Consider the following 16,094-nt stretch of genomic DNA (forward strand, 5'->3'; position numbering starts at 1 on the left):
TTTAACTGTTATTTAAAATTTCTGTAATATTTACAGGGTTTTATGTAACAAGCATCATCCAACAAAAAATGTTATTATAACAAGGTTTTTACTATGTTTTTTATCAAATAACCCCCAAAATAACAAAAAAACCCCACGGAGTGGGGAGTTGTGGGGGACATTTTCCCACAGCGTATTTCCCCTATTGTCTCCACGCTTTATTACAGTAGATAATGACTGATATTTAGCAAGATAAGCAACACATACAACACAAACGTTAGTAAAAACGTCAACCGCCAAAACATCTTGAAATATCGTCTATATAAAATCTCTCCATAATAATAAGCTTGAAACAGGGCAACAGCGACTCCTAATAACAAAATAGAAATCACAAAATACGGCATAATCGATTCATCATAACTATCTTTGGATAACTCATGGATCCCTATGAATAAAAACGGAATGGCCAAATCCGGTGCTTTTATTTTCCAACGTTCCGTTAGGGAAAAAGTGGACACGAGAAAATTGCACGCAAAGAGCACAATTACCGGAAAAATATACCAAAATAACATTATTGCCGAAAACGACACCATTCTCTCAACAAATCCTTTCATTCCACCTGCTATAACTATACTTCATCAACGTTACACAGATGTTTCATTTCGTTTAAATATATGTGCTAAAAGCCCTTTTTGCTTGCTTTTTCATATAAAAAACGGATTACTTATCAAACCATTTTCAAAACGAGGCCTCACCTATCGCGGCCACTTATTTTTGAATGTTTTTTATAAGCTTTTCTTCTCGTATTGTGTCATACTTCTATTATAATGGATTTAGAACAAAAAATGTTGATTCGGGGTGAATCTTTTGATTAATTATTTATTATTGAAAAATGACTATTTTGAACCTTGTTCACCAGACGATGAAGCCCTAAGTTGGATTTCGGTAGAATCTCCTACAGAAGAAGAAATCGAGCGTCTCGTCAATCAATACCACTTACCAACAGATTATCTTACCGGCGTTTTAGATGATGAAGAAAATGCTCGAGTGGAAGGTTTCCGCCACGAAAAATTACAAACGCCTACGTTACTTTTATTTCGTTATCCCAAAGCTAGTATCAGTCCTAGTGGCTATCTGCAAGTAGAAACGGTGCCGATTGCTTTAATCGCAACCGTCAATAACAAACTAATTACTGTTAGCAATGGGCCTAACGACATCGTTCATGGGATCCAAAAAGAGGCGTTCACGCATCAAAATCTTTCTATTGAAAAGGCCTTAATTTTAGCCCTTTCATGGAAAATGGCCCTTTCCTTCAATAAAAACTTACAAGCACTTATCCAACAAACCAACAAACTTGAAGGAGAGCTCCAAGTAGCCACAGAAAATAGTCAATTGTATCAGATAATGGACATTCAAAAAAGTCTAGTTTATTTCGAAGCAGCTTTAACGGATAATTTAAAAGTATTAAAACGTTTATATAGCGCTGAAATTTTTAATCATCCAGAAAAACATTTGCCATTTTTAAGGGATATTCTGATTGAACTAGAACAAGGACTGAATACGACTAAAATACAACTAAAATTAGTTGATAACATTAGTAATACTTTTTCAGCAATCGTTTCAAATAACTTAAATAATGTCATGAAAATTTTAACATCCTTAACAATTGTCTTGACCATTCCGACCATCATCGGAGGAATTTACGGCATGAATGTGAAACTCCCTTTTGCAGAGCATGAATATTCTTTTTGGATTATTTTTGCTATCACTACCTTAATCTGCGTAATTAGTATTCGAATTTTAAAGAAAAAGAATCTCTTATAACTTTAGGTTGCTGTTTTCAGGAAAAGGTTGTACACTATTAGCAGAAATTAAAAAGGACGTGTCATTTATGAACGACAAAGAACAAAGTCGCTTTTCAAAAATCACGAAAGTCGTGGTTTGGCTAATGCTGATCGCAATTGTAGGTTCAACTGTTTTAACAGCGATTCTTAGTCTTTAAACTGGAGAACTTTTTCACACATTAAAAGTAAAAAAACAGCCCCTTCTGTAGTGACCCCAAAAAGTTAGACTTTTTATAGAGTGGATTTTTCCACTCTATTTTTATGCAGTTTTTTGATTGAATTGTCGAAATTCTACTGGGCTTTTCCAGTTAAGTTTTTCCTTGATTCGGTGATGATTGTAATAATAAATGTAGTTCTCAATTGCTTCTCTCAATTCATTTTGACTTTGATAGATTTTTCCATAGTACACTTCTTGTTTTAGGATACTGAAGAAATTCTCCATAGGAGAATTATCTAAACAGGTTCCTTTTCGAGACATACTTTGAAAGATATTGTTGTCCTTTAATGCTTGTATATAGACATTCATTTGATAAGCCCAGCCTTGATCAGAGTGAAAGGTGCGCCGATAGGGACAATCATTTGTTTGAGAAATTGCTTCTTTCAGACCTTCCATAACTGTTTTACCATTTGGTTGAGTAGAAAGGCTATAGCTTAGAATTTCACTATTATACATATCCATAAATGGATCTAAGTATAGTTTTTTCTGACGAAAGATGCCTACGTTATCTGCTTCAAAGTACTTAAATTCAGTTGTATCAGTTGTAATTTTTTGATGAGGAACAGAGGTTTTAAATCGGCGACGAATCAAATTTTTAGCGATTTTACCAACGGTTCCTTTATAGGAATTATATTTTCTGGATTTCTTAGTAAAAGCTTTGACTTGTAACTTTAACTTTTGTATTAATCGCTGGACTTTCTTTTTATTCACTTGAAATCCACGTCGTTTCAATTCTTGGGTCATCCTTCTATAGCCATAATGTTGATGTTTTTTACGAATCGCTTGAATTTCTTCTTCAATGATTTGTGTTGAAGCTGTTCTGTCGAGGCGTTTTTGCCAGTACATGTAAGTAGATTTTGGAAACCTTAGGGTTTCCAAAATATCTTTTAATCGAAAGTGTCTTCGGAGACTGTGAATGATTCGTGCGATTCGTTCATTTTTTGTTCGTCCTCTAAACGCAGTCTCCTCAATTCTTTTAAATAGGCATTCTCAATTTTTAACATTCTATTTTCTTTTTCTAGTTTCTCTACTTGAGATCGTTCACTTGGTAATGGTTGGCTTTCCTTTTGTTTCTTCTTAGGCATGGTAGGTGGACGTCCTTTCTGTTTAGAGAGTCCCTCTATACCAAACTTCTGATACGTTCTAAGCCAATTCGCAATCAATGATGGATTGTTCATTTTTAGAAGATTAGCTACTTCTTGATAGGACAACTCTGTTGTTAAATATAACTCTATCGCATCTAGCTTAAATTGAACAGAGTAATTCTTATTTTTTTGACTGCGAAGTAGGCCTTCTTCACCAAGTTCCTTATAGGCATTTATCCATTTGCTTATTTGAGAACTATCTTTAAACCCATACTTCTTTGCGAGAAACCTTAGACCTCCTTGACCAGATAAGTAGTCATAAACAAGTTTAAGTTTAAATTCAAAACTGTATTTTGCCATACAAAAAAACCTCCAAAAGTTAGATTTCTAGGTCTAACTTTTGGGGGTCGGCTCATTCTATCAATTGAAGGGGCTGTTTTTTTACTTGCTCAAATAGAGCGGCTATTTTTTCGCCATCGCCAACAGCTCTTGTGCATGTTCAATGGTTAATTTCGTAATTTCACTTCCTGCGAGCATACGCGCAATTTCGTTTACTCGCTCTTTTTCAGATAAAATTCGGACGCTTGTTTCTGTCCGACCCGCCACGATTTCTTTTTCAATAAAATAATGTTCATCGGCAACGGCCGCCACTTGTGGCAAGTGCGTGATACACAACACCTGCGAATTTTCTGAAATTTGATAAATTTTATCGGCAATCGCCTGTGCTACTCGGCCACTGACTCCTGTATCCACTTCATCAAAAACAATACTAGTGATCCCTTGCGTTTGAGAAAAGATTGTTTTCATAGCCAGCATCACTCGCGAAAGTTCTCCGCCAGAAGCCACCCGAACTAACGGTTTTAATGGTTCCCCTGGGTTAGTAGTAATATAAAATTCTACTCCGTCTAAGCCATTTTCTTGTAAATGCTCAAGTTCTGTAAAGCGGACTTCAAATTCAGTTCGCTCCAAATATAGTTCTTTTAATTCGGTTAAAATTTGTTGTTCGAGCTCTTTGGCTAGGCGCTTTCGTTCTTTTCGTAAAGCTAACGCTTGTTGATGAGCCGCTTGTTGTTTCTCTGCAAGCAACGCTTCTAAGTCACCTGTACCACCTTCCAAAAAATCAGCCTCTGCTAACTCTTTGGTGATTTCTTCATAGTAAGATAAAATCGTTTCGATCGAATCACCATATTTACGTTTCATTTGACGGATTAATTCCAAACGATTTTCTACTTCATTCAAGCGGCCTTCATCTAGTTCTAAGCCATCAATCAACCTAGAAAGATCTCCACTAGCTTCTTGTAGTAAGTAGTAAGCATTTTGAACAGTATCTGACAATGATTTATATTCTGGATCAAGGGATTCAATCGAAGCGAGTTCATTCATACTTGTTCCGATTTTATCCAAACTACTATCGTCTTCACCATTTAGTGCGGCATAACTAATCGTCAGTGCATCAGCAATCTTTTGAAAATTGTTCAGTTTATTGCGTTCTTCTAGCAATTGTTCTTCTTCGCCAGCGACCAACTGGGCACTAGCAATTTCATCACTTTGAAAATGAAGCATGTCCATTCTTTGGGCAAACTCTTTTTCATTTTTTTGTCGCTTTCTGACTTTGGCTTCGAGTGCGCGATACTCTTGATATGCCCGTGTATATTTTTCTTTGACTGCTAAAAGTTTTTTCCCACCAAATTCATCTAACATATCAATATGACGTTCACTTTGCATCAATTCTTGATGTTCATTTTGGCCATGAATATCTACTAAATATTCCCCAATTCTTTTTAAATTAGTAATGTTGACAATTCGTCCGTTGACACGGCAAACATTTTTACCAGAAGCGGAAATATCTCGTTGAATCACTAAAGAATCTTCTTCTGTTTCAATACCTAATTCTTCTAATAATTGCTTTAATTCTTGACTTTTCGGCATTGAAAAAAGTCCTTCTAAGGTGCATTTATTTGCTCCTTGACGAATATAATCACTGGAGCCGCGTCCGCCTGTGAGTAATCCCATTGCATCAATAATGATGGATTTCCCCGCACCCGTTTCTCCCGTTAAAACGGTCATACCCATTTGAAACTCTAATTGTAACGAAGAGATAATCGCAAAATTTTTCACGGAAAGTTCTTGTAACATCTTGTTCACCTCATTCTTTATAGATAGCTTAGCAGCTCTTTATGAAGTTTTTCTGCCGCCTCCTCAGTTCGTGCAATCATGAGAACACTATCATCATCGTTGATGACGGCAAAAAGTTTCTCTTGGTAATTCTTTTCGATTAAACTACCACACGCCGCCGCATTGCCAGGAATGGTTCGTAATACGACATATTTTTCCATTTGTTCTGCAGCTACAAAGGCATCTTTTAAAAGCTTTGCAAGTTTAGCACTCGTATTAGCTTGTGTTTCTAATGGAAGGCTATACCGATAACCCCCTTCTGCAGAAGGAACTTTAATTAGTTTCATATCTTTAATGTCGCGAGAAATTGTTGCTTGTGTTACAGCTACGCCCTTTTCTTGTAAGTAGTTGACAAAATCTTCTTGCTTTTGAATATTTTTTTCAGTCAATAAACGTGTAATTAAACGGTGTCTATCTTGCTTTCTCATGGCGCCGCTCTCCTTTTCAGTTTACTCTTGCCCTCATCATAGCTTATTTTTATGCATTTTAAAAGATGAATTACTAGATTTATACAAAAAAGAAGCTTTCACCTATAGGCGTCCACTTCTTTCTTCTAACTTTTCTCATCATTCCGCTAATTTTTGATGCGCATGCGCGACAACTTCTTCAATGGATTCTGTTGCTTGATAGGATCCTTCTCCTTCAACAGAAACTAAGTGTGCCAAAAATTCAATGTTTCCTTCGCCACCAGTGATTGGTGAAAAATCTAAGTTTTTCACATCATAACCGTTATTCATGGCAAAGCGTGTAATTTCCTCCACAACCATTTGATGGGTTTCTGGATCACGCACGATTCCTTTTTTCCCAACAAACTCTTTGCCAGCTTCGAATTGCGGCTTAATTAACGCCACCACACTACCGCCTTTTTTCAAAATATCATGAAGAGGTGGCAAAATTAAGCGTAACGAAATAAAGGAAACATCAATCGTTGCAATATCCGGCACCCCTTCGGTGAAATCTTCGGGTTTACTATAGCGAAAATTGGTACGTTCCATTACCACCACGCGTTCATCTTGCCGAATTTTCCATGCTAGTTGGTTATAGCCAACATCTAAAGCGTAACTCAAACGAGCCCCATTTTGTAAAGCAACATCGGTAAAACCACCTGTGGAGGAACCAATATCTAGCATTGTTTTGCCTTGAACGTTGATTGCAAAAACATTCAGTGCCTTCTCTAGTTTTAAGCCCCCACGAGAAACATAAGGCATTACTTGGCCCTTAGTATGTAAGGGTGTCTCCACAGAAATTTTTTCCCCTGGTTTATCTAAACGTTCATTTTTATCATTGTAAACCAAACCAGCCATCACACTACGTTTGGCTTTTTCTCGTGTTTCAAATAGTCCTTGATTAAACGCCAAGACATCGACGCGTTCTTTTTTCATAAGTGCCTTCTTTCTATCTCAATTGTAACTGAGTTAACAAGTTTGCTAAATGTTCTTCTGAAAAATTGGGAACATTTGCTTTGATTTTTTCTAAAACAGCGCTGCCTTCTGCTAATTGATGTGTTAGCGCATCTTTCGCGCCAGCAATCCCTAGAAGAGCTGGATACGTACTTTTATTCAACGCTTCATCTCGGCCTACTTTTTTACCTAAATCTGCTTCTGTACTTGTGGCATCTAATAAGTCATCACGAATTTGAAAAGCCAAGCCATAGTGATGCGCAAACTGTGTCAGTAAACCAATGACTTCTTCTGTTTGATTAGCTAATACGCCCCCGGCAATTAAGGCGAATTCAATTAGCGCTCCAGTTTTCTTTTCATGAACAGCCGCTAACTCTTCTAAAGTCAAGCTGACTTTTTCTCCTTCAATATCACCCATTTGGCCGGCAACCATGCCTTGATTTCCCGCTGCCTTTGCCAGTTGTTGCATCAGTAAAACTTTTTCACTTAAGCCTAATTGGCTCAAAGAAAGTAACTGAAACGCGCCTGTTAATAAGCCGTCCCCTGCTAAAATGGCAGTCGCTTCACCAAACACTTTGTGATTGGTTGGTTTGCCACGACGTAAATCATCATCGTCCATTGCTGGTAAATCATCATGAATTAATGAATACGTATGAATCATCTCTAAAGAGGCAGCCACTTGATAGTCTTGTGTTTCCATCTCTTTTTGAAAAGCGGCCACTGTTGTTAACACTAATAGCGGGCGTAATCGTTTGCCACCTGCGTGTATTGAGTAGAGCATTGCTTCTTTCAAACGCTCATTTTCAGTATATTCTGCGATAAAATCGACCATGACTTTTTCAACCAACGGTAAATGCTGTTGACTAAAATTCGTCATTACGCTTCCTCGCTCTCTTCAAAAACAATTTCTTCATTGTTTTCTGTCATCATTTTCGTTAAAGTTTTTTCCGCTTTTTCCAATGTATCTTGACATTGTTTACTTAATGCCATGCCCTCTTGAAAGGCAGCTAAGGCTTCTTCCAAAGGAACATCTCCTCGTTCTAAGCGCTGAACGATTTCTTCTAAGGCATTTAATGATTCTTCAAACGTTTTTTCTTTTGCTGGCATGTTAAAACTCCTCTTTTTTCGCTGTTATTGTTTCGACGTTTGCTTGAACTGCACCGTCAGCATAATGAATCGTTAATTGATCTGCTGGCTGTAACTCGGTAACAGTTTTAACGACACGGTCCTCTTTTGTAGTATAACTATATCCTCGACCCATAATTTTGAGTGGGCTGAGTAAGTCTAGTTGTTGAACAGCAGACGTGAATTGCTTTTGTTTGTTTAGGAACAATTGTGTCATTTGTGTTTGCAAGTTTCGTTGTAAAAATGCCAATTGTTGCTGACTTTCTCTTAATTGTCCCTTTGGTGTCTGTTGTTGCAATTGAGCGATAATTCCTTGGGCTTGACGTTGTTTTTGGTGATGAATTGTTGTCATTGCTTGGAAAAGACGTTGCGTCATTCGATCTAATTTAATCGTTTGACCTTCATAAAGCCGCTCAGGTTGCTTAAACACATAAGAATTTTGTAGTCGTTGGAAACGTTCTGTTCGTTGTTGTAAGAGATATAAAAAGCTTTGTTCTAAACGACTACGCCGTTCACTAATTCTTAATAGTTCTTCATTTAAAACTGGTACCGCTAGTTCCGCTGCTGCCGTTGGCGTTGCTGCACGAACATCTGCTACCATATCGGCAATTGTCACATCTGTTTCGTGACCAACCGATGAAATAATCGGTGTGGTGGCAGCATGAATGGCTCGAGCCACTTTTTCTTCATTAAATGGCCATAAATCCTCGATTGAACCACCGCCACGGCCGATGATCATCGTATCAAAATCGCCTTGCGCATCGGCTCGCTGAATGTTCCGCACAATGTCATCCGCCGCCTGCTCGCCTTGAACCAAGGTTGGAAAAAGGACCAGTTGTGCAATCGGATACCGTCTTTTGACTGTCGTAATGATATCCCGAATAACAGCACCACTAGGACTTGTAACCACAGCGATTCGTTTGGGATAACGAGGCAACTGTTGTTTAGGCCCTTCAAAAAGTCCTTCTTTTCCTAGTTTTTCTCTTAATTCTGCCAATGCTTGATAAAGTGCACCTACACCATCTGGTTCCATATGTTCAATATAAATTTGATAGGAGCCGCTGTTTTCATAAAGCGAAATCCGCCCCACCACCATGACTTTCATGCCTTCTTTTGGTTGAAACTTCAATTTTTGAAAGGCTGATTTAAACATAATTGCAGAAATCTTCGCATGGTCATCTTTTAAACTGAAGTACTGATGCGCGTTCGCTCGGAAGCGAAAGTTCGAAATTTCACCTGTTAAATAGACACGTCCTAAGTAAGGGTCTGCATCAAATTTACGTTTTAAATACTTCGTTAAGGCTGTTACTGTTAAATATTGTTGCGTCATTTTTTCACCTTACTTTTGTTTTTTTGCTGCCTCGACTGTTTGATACATTAACATGGTAATCGTCATTGGGCCAACACCTTTGGGAACCGGCGTGATATAGCTTGCAAATTCAGAAACTTCATCGAATGCTACATCACCAATCAGTTTTCCTTCTTGATTGCGATTCATACCCACATCAATCACTACCGCACCTGGTTTCACGAACTCTTTGGTGACAAAATGCCCGCGTCCAATTGCTACAACTAAAATATCCGCTTCTTTTGCAACTTCTGCTAAATGTTCAGTTTTAGAATGGGCAATCGTCACGGTCGCATTTTTCATTAACAACAATTGTGCCATTGGCTTGCCAACAATATTACTTCGACCAATAACCACCGCACGTTTACCTGTTAAATCAATATCATAAGCTTCAAACATCTTCATAATTCCATACGGCGTGCAAGGAATCATTTCAGGTTTGCCTACAAACAAACGGCCTAAATTCATTGGATGGAACCCATCTACATCTTTTTTGGGATCAATCGCTAATAAAATCTTTTCTTCATCAATATGTTTTGGCAAAGGTAGTTGTACAAGAATGCCATGAAAGCGTGAATCTTGATTATATTTGTCAATCTCAGCCAATAATTCTTCTTCTGAAATAGTTTCTGGTAGTTTTTCGACCTTTGACAGAATGCCAATTTTGGCTGCTGCACGTTCTTTATTTCTCACATACGTTTGGCTGGCAGGATTTTCCCCAACTAATAAAACAACTAATCCTGGTTGGATGCCTTGTTGTGTCATCTTTTCTACATCTTTTTGAATCTCTGCTTGCATTTGATCTGCTAATTCACGACCGTTAATTACTGTACTCATTCCTTCGCTCCCTCTATTGTTTCTTTACTTCTTTAATAGTATTTATTTTAGCATATAACCCAGTATCTTAACACCAGTTAGATAGTAAAAAAAGATTCAGAGCTTACGCCTCTGAATCAATTTCTTTCATTACATTTGATAACACACCATTAACAAATTTACGCGAACGGTCGTCGCTGTATTTTTTACTTAACTCAACGGCTTCATTTAATGCCACAATGTTTGGCACATCTGAAACGTATAGCATTTCAAAAATAGCTAAGCGTAAAATAACAATATCTATTTTTGCTAAGCGTTGCATAGACCAGTTATTACCTAAATGGTTCGTAATCACTTCGTCTAGTTCTGCTTTGCGGCTACACACACCGCCGACAAGTAAATCTAAATACGTAGGGACTAGGTCTTCGCCATCTTCACTAACGATTTCCCGATTATCATAAGCCAATGCATAATCAATGGCATCTTGTTTGGTTAAATCAGCATTAAAATCTAAAGGAAAAAGGGCTTGGAGCGCTTTTTCACGAATCTCGTGACGGGTTAATTCTGTTTTACTCATTCTCTTCTCCATCTTCATCTTCTGGGAATAATTCATTTAAGTCTGGTTGAGGGATTTTTTCAGGTACTACCGCTACAACATGAATATTCACTTCAACTAAATCAATATCTGTCATAAATAAGACTTGTTGTTTCACACGGTCTTGCATTTCTAACGCAACTTTTGGCACAGAAACACCGTAGTTCAAGTAACAATAGATATCGACTTTTAAGCCTTCTTCTTCTGTTCGTAAATATACACCTTTGCCGTGTGCTGCACGGCCTAATAATTCATTCACATTATTGGCGAACGTGCCACGCATCCCATAAACGCCCTCTACTTTTGAAGCAGCGATTCCGATAATTACTTCAATGACTTCAGGAGCGATCACGATTTCTCCTAAAGAATCGTTTGCATTGATTACAAGATTTTTTTCTTCTGACATTTGGTTGTCCTCCTTATCTATTACGCACAAAATCGTTAAATAAACGATTTATTTGATGAATCACTAAGTCTCTTAAGGATTCTCTTTTAAGCAACGGATGATTCTTAAAAATTAAAACAACACTGGTTTCTTCAGTTAGTTGTGAAAGAACGTCCAAATTTTGCTTATCAATACTCGTTCTTAGTTTATCATTAATTAGCCTATTTCGCTACCAGAAAAGCTAAGTTCTGACTAAAAGAACAGATAATTTCTTGTCATAAATTTCTAATTCAAGGCTTTAGACGTAAAAATAAGAAAGACCAAGTAATTTTGGCTTTCTTATTTTTACGTCTTTATTCTTCAGGATAACGTTCCATTAGTTTCGTCCGATGCTTTTGCATAATCATTTCTAAAGAGATGTCATATTTATCCGCTAAAATAAATAAATTATCCAACACATCGCCTAACTCTTCCGTTAAATTTTCCAGATTCTCTTCATCCGCCAAAACTGTTTCATCCGGTCGATCACGGCCAATTTCAATTGTCCGAATGGCCCGACAAACTTCGCCGACTTCTTCTGTTAAAAAGTTGGAACGAATAAACGGATCATATTGATACCAGTTACGTTTTTTATAAAACGCGCTAATAAACCGCTGATACTCTTGGATATCCATGTTCTCCCAACCTTTATAAAATGATTAATTCTTTTAGCGCATGTGTTAATACACGATTACCTTCAGCAGTAATTAATAAATCGTCCTCAATACGCACGCCACCAATTCCTGGCAAATAAATTCCAGGTTCGTCCGTAATCACATTCCCTGGTACAAATTGTTTATCTGCTCGGAATGAAACATTTGGTCCTTCATGAATTTCTAACCCAATGCCATGACCAGTGCTGTGACCAAACGCATCGCCATAGCCATAGGAAGCAATATGATCCCGTGCAATCGCATCTAATTGAATGCCCGTCAACCCAGGTTTAGCTTCTGCTAACACTTTTAATTGTGCTTCTAAAACAATATCATAAATTTCTTTTAGTTTTGGCTGAATACTACCAATAGCGAATGTCCGTGTCATATCAGAAACATAGCCTTCATAATAACAACCGAAATCTAAAGTGATTAACTCACCTTTTTCGATGACTTTATGGCTAGCAACGCCATGTGGCATCGCTGAACGTAGACCGCTGGCCACAATTGTCTCAAAAGAAACACCACTGGCTCCTTTTGAACGCATGAAGAAATCTAATTGATTAGCCACTTCAATCTCTGTCATTCCAGGTTTAATCATCTCTAAGACAAAGGCAAATCCTTGATCCGCGATGGCACACGCTTTTTCAATAATCGCTACTTCTTCTTCATCTTTCACTTCTCTTAATTCTTCAATCAAACCCATTACAGGAACTAATTCACATGGTAAAATTTCTTCCAATAAGCTATAATCAGCGAAACTAACTTGCGTTTCTTCAAAAGCTAAATTATCTAATTGCAAACGTTCAGCTAAATCTGCTACTTCGTCAAAAATATGTCCTGTGTTTTTAACGATAGTAAAACCAGTTGCTTGTTCCGCAGCTTGTTCCGTATAACGAAAATCCGTTACAAAAAAAGCTTTATCTAATGTAATCATTGCCAAGCCTGTTGTCCCAGTAAAATTGGTTAAATAACGTAAATTATACGGACTTGTCACTAAAAATCCTTGTAAATTATTTTCTTTCATTAACTCCCGTAGCTTTTCGACTCTTGCCATCATTGGTTCGACCTTCTTTCTTTTTTCTCATTTTTCATTATAGCAAATTTGCTTCAGAAAAGCATGAATCACCAAAAAACTTCATCGAGAAAGTTTACTGAAAATTTTACCTTTCCTTATTTTTTGCTTAACACTTTTGTAGTAAACTAATTTAGCGATTTCAAGGAGGAAATTATGAACGTTTATTTATTTCTGGCACTATTTTTCATTATTATCGGCATTTTAAGCTATAGTTTTTTTATTGAACCTAACTGCTTAGTCATACACAAAAATCAAATTAAAGTAACAGAATCAGGGAAAACCTTACGGATTGTTCAACTCTCTGATATTCATTTAAAAAAGAATTATTCTGTGAAAGCCTTAAAACAGATTGTTGAAAAAACAAATACATTACAACCAGACATAGTCGTTTTTACAGGAGACTTGTTCGACGATTATGCCCGTTTCGGTATCGAAATTCAGGATGAAGTGAGTCAACTTTTCCGTAAAATTAACGCCCCATATGGCAAATTCGCTATTTATGGCAACCACGAGTATAGCGGGTTAGATACCAATTTTTACGAAACAATCTTAGAAGCTGCTGACTTTACCGTACTAAAAAACACGGGCAAATTATTGCCTCTCTCACACCGTATCTCCTTGTACGTCGCTGGTTTAGAAGATTCGTTATATGGACAAACCGACTTAGCTGCGGCTTTGGTCAACCGCCCTACTGGAACGCCCACACTGCTACTAACCCATGAGCCAGATGTCGCAGACTCAGCAGTCAACAAAAACATTGACCTTATTTTAGCAGGACATAGTCACGGCGGACAGATTCGCTTGCCTTTTTTCACTTACAAAAATCAGCTTGCTAAAAAATATACACATGGGCTTTATCATTTAGAAGATGAAACGCCGCTAATTGTTCACCCAGGAATCGGAACCACTAAAATCAGCGCACGCTTTGGTGTCTTACCAACAATTGAACTGATTGAGTTAACTATTTAACTATGCATTAAAAAGACCGCCCCATGTTAGAGAAAAATTCTCACGTTGGACGGTCTTTGATTATGTTCGATTAATGATGAAAATCTTGCTCGTGATCTTCTTCTACTTTCGCTTTTCCTAGCGTATAAAATTTGCTGCCATTTAACCCGAGAATAAATAGCACAACCACTAGTAAAAGAATTGATAAAGATAACAATAAAGTCTGCAAGCCATCGCCATGTGCAACCATTAATTGACGTAAAATTGCGGTTAAACAAATTAAAATCAAATAACGAATCGGAATATGGTGTCCTTCTTGAATATAGCGAAGAATCATCATAATAAACTCAAATAACATAAAGAATGAAATAATTTCTTGCATGATAACTGAAAAATTATCCGGCGTCATTGGCTTCATGAGATATGTAGCGAGGTCAACTAAATAACTAGCCATAAATACTAATAAGAAAACTCCTAAAATCCCTAATACAATATCCAAAATCAAATTCACGTACTTCTTTACTACACTAAAATTCTTCTGCATAATACCCTTCTTTCTTTTGACTCAATTATTTTATAACAAGCTTGTTATTACATTAAATATATCATCAATTAACCTTGTCAGACAAGCAGTTAAACCCAATGTGAGATTTTTTTTATTTTGAGATGTTTCTTTATTTTCCGGCTAACCCTTTATGCAAGACAAAAAAAGCTGAATCCGGAGATTCAGCTTTTTAATCATATTAGTTAGCTACTGGATAAACTGATACTTGTTTTTTGTCGCGGCCTTTACGTTCGAAACGTACCACACCGTCAACTTTTGCAAATAACGTATCGTCGCCACCGATTCCAACGTTCACACCTGGATAAATTTTAGTTCCGCGTTGACGGTATAAAATTGAACCACCTGTAACTGTTTGGCCATCAGCACTTTTAGCGCCTAATCGTTTAGATTCAGAGTCACGGCCGTTTGATGTAGAACCGCCACCTTTTTTATGGGCAAATAATTGTAAATTCATAGTCAATAACATAGTCTGCACCTCCTATTTCTCAGTGATTGTTTTTATTTGAATAAATTCAGTATTTTCGTTCTCTATTGATTGTAAACCTAATAAAAGATTTTCTAATAGAATTTGGGCAATATTTTTTTGTTCCTGATTGACAGTTGTTAACATCTCGACATAAAGGTAGCCACCTTCTACATCATCAACTTCGACAATCGGTTCAAAACCTGCTAAGGCATCAATCCCATTGACTGTGCTAATTGCTAAGGCAGAAACTGCCGCGCAAACCACATCGCTGCCATAAGGACCTGCTTCAGCATGCCCGGTTAATTCGAATGAAACGATTCGGCCGGAGCCTGTTCGTTTAAAAGAACCTTTAATCATTGATAGGCCTTCTTTCCTGTCAACAAGAGAGATTAAGCGTTGATTGCTTCGATCATAACTTTTGTATACGGTTGACGGTGACCTTGTTTACGGTGAGAGTGTTTTTTAGGTTTGTATTGGAAAGTCACGACTTTCTTTTGTTTGCCGTGTTTTTCAACAGTTCCTTCAACAGTTGCGCCTGCAACAGTTGGCGCACCAACTTTTGTAGATTCGCCACCTACTAAGATAACTTCGTCAAAAACAACTTTCTCGCCAGCCTCAACGTTTAATTTTTCAACGTAGATTGCTTGACCTACTTCAACTTTCACTTGTTTACCACCAGTTTTGATAATTGCGTACATGCTATACAGCACCTCCTTCTTCTAGACTTAGACTCGCCATCCCAAGTGATGATTGCTCATGCTTAAAAACTTGTTCTGTGCGGTTGTAGCTGTGGAGACCACAATTACAACACTAACTATAATAACAGAACCAGAAAACCTCGTCAATATAAACTCTCTATTTTCTTCACTTTCTCTCTCCAAAAAAACTTCTTCTGTTATTTAAATTTCCGATTGACTTTCTAACACTACTTCCATTATAATTAGCTTTGTTGTGTTACAACTATTGTCATAGTAGCTCAGCAGGATAGAGCATCCGCCTTCTAAGCGGACGGTCGGGGGTTCGAATCCCTCCTGTGACGTAAAGGGTTTAGTATTGAAACCTACCAAAAAAGCTTTTTTCAGCTATTTTGGTAGGTTTTTTTGTTATTGTAAAGACGAACTGAGAACGAGTATCTCTCACGTTTTGGATCATAGTAATATTATTTAATTTTTCTGTATAGTAAATAGGAATTTTTTTCCTTTAGTAGCTTGACGTTGAGCAATTTTGTCTTTAGTAATGGTTGTTTAGCTCAATTGGTCATTCCTAACGAAGGCGGATACTCTCTCCTAATTGTTCCTCTCTTTTTTTAGCTCAACGAGTCAATCCTTCAAACTATTCACATGAAACATACTAAGATTATTTTTAATTTTGCTTTC

At 37.3% G+C, this 16,094-nt stretch carries 19 protein-coding genes, 1 tRNA gene, 1 pseudogene and 1 other annotated feature; of the genes and pseudogenes, 4 read left to right on the forward strand and 17 right to left on the reverse strand.

Features of this window, described 5'->3' with window-relative positions:
• Positions 1-200 precede the first annotated feature (200 nt).
• A complete protein-coding gene (locus IGI97_RS10130; RefSeq protein ID WP_002383401.1) occupies positions 201-593 on the reverse strand; it encodes a DUF3397 domain-containing protein in 393 nt (130 codons plus the stop codon).
• A 244-nt stretch (positions 594-837) separates the two neighbouring features.
• Between IGI97_RS10130 and IGI97_RS10135 the strand changes: the two genes are divergently transcribed.
• Together IGI97_RS10135 and IGI97_RS10140 are read left to right on the forward strand one after the other, a co-directional pair.
• Complete coding sequence (locus IGI97_RS10135; protein WP_438738564.1) at positions 838-1,803, forward strand: magnesium transporter CorA family protein; 966 nt, start codon at positions 838-840, stop codon at positions 1,801-1,803.
• A 67-nt stretch (positions 1,804-1,870) separates the two neighbouring features.
• Positions 1,871-1,981, forward strand: a complete 111-nt coding sequence (locus tag IGI97_RS10140) for a DUF4044 domain-containing protein (protein ID WP_002383399.1) — start codon at positions 1,871-1,873, stop codon at positions 1,979-1,981.
• A gap of 101 nt (positions 1,982-2,082) precedes the next feature.
• Here IGI97_RS10140 and IGI97_RS10145 read toward each other — a convergent pair.
• From IGI97_RS10145 to IGI97_RS10200, 12 genes and pseudogenes are all read right to left on the reverse strand, one after another.
• Positions 2,083-3,485: pseudogene (locus IGI97_RS10145) on the reverse strand (IS3 family transposase).
• Positions 3,486-3,587: 102 nt separating this feature from the next.
• A complete protein-coding gene (recN, locus tag IGI97_RS10150) occupies positions 3,588-5,261 on the reverse strand; it encodes a DNA repair protein RecN (RefSeq protein ID WP_010825092.1) in 1,674 nt (557 codons plus the stop codon).
• 17 nt (positions 5,262-5,278) lie between these two features.
• Complete coding sequence (locus IGI97_RS10155; RefSeq protein ID WP_002358881.1) at positions 5,279-5,728, reverse strand: arginine repressor; 450 nt, start codon at positions 5,726-5,728, stop codon at positions 5,279-5,281.
• Positions 5,729-5,866: 138 nt separating this feature from the next.
• Positions 5,867-6,682, reverse strand: coding sequence for a TlyA family RNA methyltransferase (locus tag IGI97_RS10160; RefSeq protein WP_002355880.1), 816 nt, complete (start codon positions 6,680-6,682; stop codon positions 5,867-5,869).
• A gap of 13 nt (positions 6,683-6,695) precedes the next feature.
• Positions 6,696-7,577: a polyprenyl synthetase family protein gene (locus IGI97_RS10165; RefSeq protein ID WP_002355879.1), complete on the reverse strand. Its 882-nt coding sequence runs from the start codon at positions 7,575-7,577 to the stop codon at positions 6,696-6,698.
• The gene (locus IGI97_RS10170) at positions 7,577-7,807 is read right to left on the reverse strand and encodes an exodeoxyribonuclease VII small subunit (RefSeq protein ID WP_002355878.1); all 231 of its coding nucleotides are present in this window, start codon (positions 7,805-7,807) and stop codon (positions 7,577-7,579) included. The genes IGI97_RS10165 and IGI97_RS10170 overlap by 1 nt, the downstream gene beginning before the upstream one ends.
• A 1-nt stretch (position 7,808) precedes the next feature.
• Complete coding sequence (gene xseA / locus IGI97_RS10175; RefSeq protein WP_010707749.1) at positions 7,809-9,155, reverse strand: exodeoxyribonuclease VII large subunit; 1,347 nt, start codon at positions 9,153-9,155, stop codon at positions 7,809-7,811.
• Positions 9,156-9,164: 9 nt separating this feature from the next.
• Complete coding sequence (locus tag IGI97_RS10180) at positions 9,165-10,010, reverse strand: bifunctional methylenetetrahydrofolate dehydrogenase/methenyltetrahydrofolate cyclohydrolase (protein WP_438738567.1); 846 nt, start codon at positions 10,008-10,010, stop codon at positions 9,165-9,167.
• A 103-nt stretch (positions 10,011-10,113) separates the two neighbouring features.
• On the reverse strand, positions 10,114-10,566 hold the full coding sequence (gene nusB, locus IGI97_RS10185; RefSeq protein WP_002355875.1) for a transcription antitermination factor NusB: 453 nt from the start codon (positions 10,564-10,566) through the stop codon (positions 10,114-10,116).
• Positions 10,559-10,990, reverse strand: coding sequence for an Asp23/Gls24 family envelope stress response protein (locus tag IGI97_RS10190; protein ID WP_002355874.1), 432 nt, complete (start codon positions 10,988-10,990; stop codon positions 10,559-10,561). The genes nusB and IGI97_RS10190 overlap by 8 nt, the downstream gene beginning before the upstream one ends.
• A 332-nt stretch (positions 10,991-11,322) precedes the next feature.
• Positions 11,323-11,643, reverse strand: coding sequence for a MazG nucleotide pyrophosphohydrolase domain-containing protein (locus tag IGI97_RS10195; RefSeq protein ID WP_002355872.1), 321 nt, complete (start codon positions 11,641-11,643; stop codon positions 11,323-11,325).
• A gap of 13 nt (positions 11,644-11,656) precedes the next feature.
• Positions 11,657-12,721, reverse strand: a complete 1,065-nt coding sequence (locus IGI97_RS10200) for a M24 family metallopeptidase (protein WP_438738569.1) — start codon at positions 12,719-12,721, stop codon at positions 11,657-11,659.
• Between the two features lie 171 nt (positions 12,722-12,892).
• Here IGI97_RS10200 and IGI97_RS10205 point away from each other — a divergent pair, with 171 nt between their 5' ends.
• Positions 12,893-13,708 carry a metallophosphoesterase gene (locus IGI97_RS10205; protein WP_033595170.1) on the forward strand — a complete coding sequence of 272 codons (816 nt, stop codon included), beginning with the start codon at positions 12,893-12,895 and terminating at the stop codon, positions 13,706-13,708.
• Positions 13,709-13,778: 70 nt separating this feature from the next.
• On the opposite strand, the gene psiE is transcribed toward IGI97_RS10205, so the two are convergent.
• The 4 genes from psiE to rplU form a co-directional block, all read right to left on the reverse strand.
• Positions 13,779-14,231, reverse strand: a complete 453-nt coding sequence (psiE, locus tag IGI97_RS10210) for a phosphate-starvation-inducible protein PsiE (RefSeq protein ID WP_002355869.1) — start codon at positions 14,229-14,231, stop codon at positions 13,779-13,781.
• Positions 14,232-14,430: 199 nt separating this feature from the next.
• Positions 14,431-14,718, reverse strand: coding sequence for a 50S ribosomal protein L27 (gene rpmA / locus IGI97_RS10215; protein WP_002355868.1), 288 nt, complete (start codon positions 14,716-14,718; stop codon positions 14,431-14,433).
• A gap of 12 nt (positions 14,719-14,730) precedes the next feature.
• Positions 14,731-15,075, reverse strand: coding sequence for a ribosomal-processing cysteine protease Prp (locus IGI97_RS10220; RefSeq protein ID WP_002355867.1), 345 nt, complete (start codon positions 15,073-15,075; stop codon positions 14,731-14,733).
• A 32-nt stretch (positions 15,076-15,107) separates the two neighbouring features.
• On the reverse strand, positions 15,108-15,416 hold the full coding sequence (gene rplU, locus IGI97_RS10225; RefSeq protein WP_002355866.1) for a 50S ribosomal protein L21: 309 nt from the start codon (positions 15,414-15,416) through the stop codon (positions 15,108-15,110).
• 19 nt (positions 15,417-15,435) lie between these two features.
• Positions 15,436-15,511 (reverse strand) — a sequence feature (ribosomal protein L21 leader region).
• A gap of 172 nt (positions 15,512-15,683) precedes the next feature.
• Here rplU and IGI97_RS10230 point away from each other — a divergent pair.
• A tRNA-Arg gene (locus tag IGI97_RS10230) sits at positions 15,684-15,757 on the forward strand.
• Positions 15,758-16,094 lie beyond the last annotated feature (337 nt).

This window comes from Enterococcus sp. DIV2419 (assembly GCF_051711865.1).
Classification (GTDB): domain Bacteria; phylum Bacillota; class Bacilli; order Lactobacillales; family Enterococcaceae; genus Enterococcus; species Enterococcus faecalis.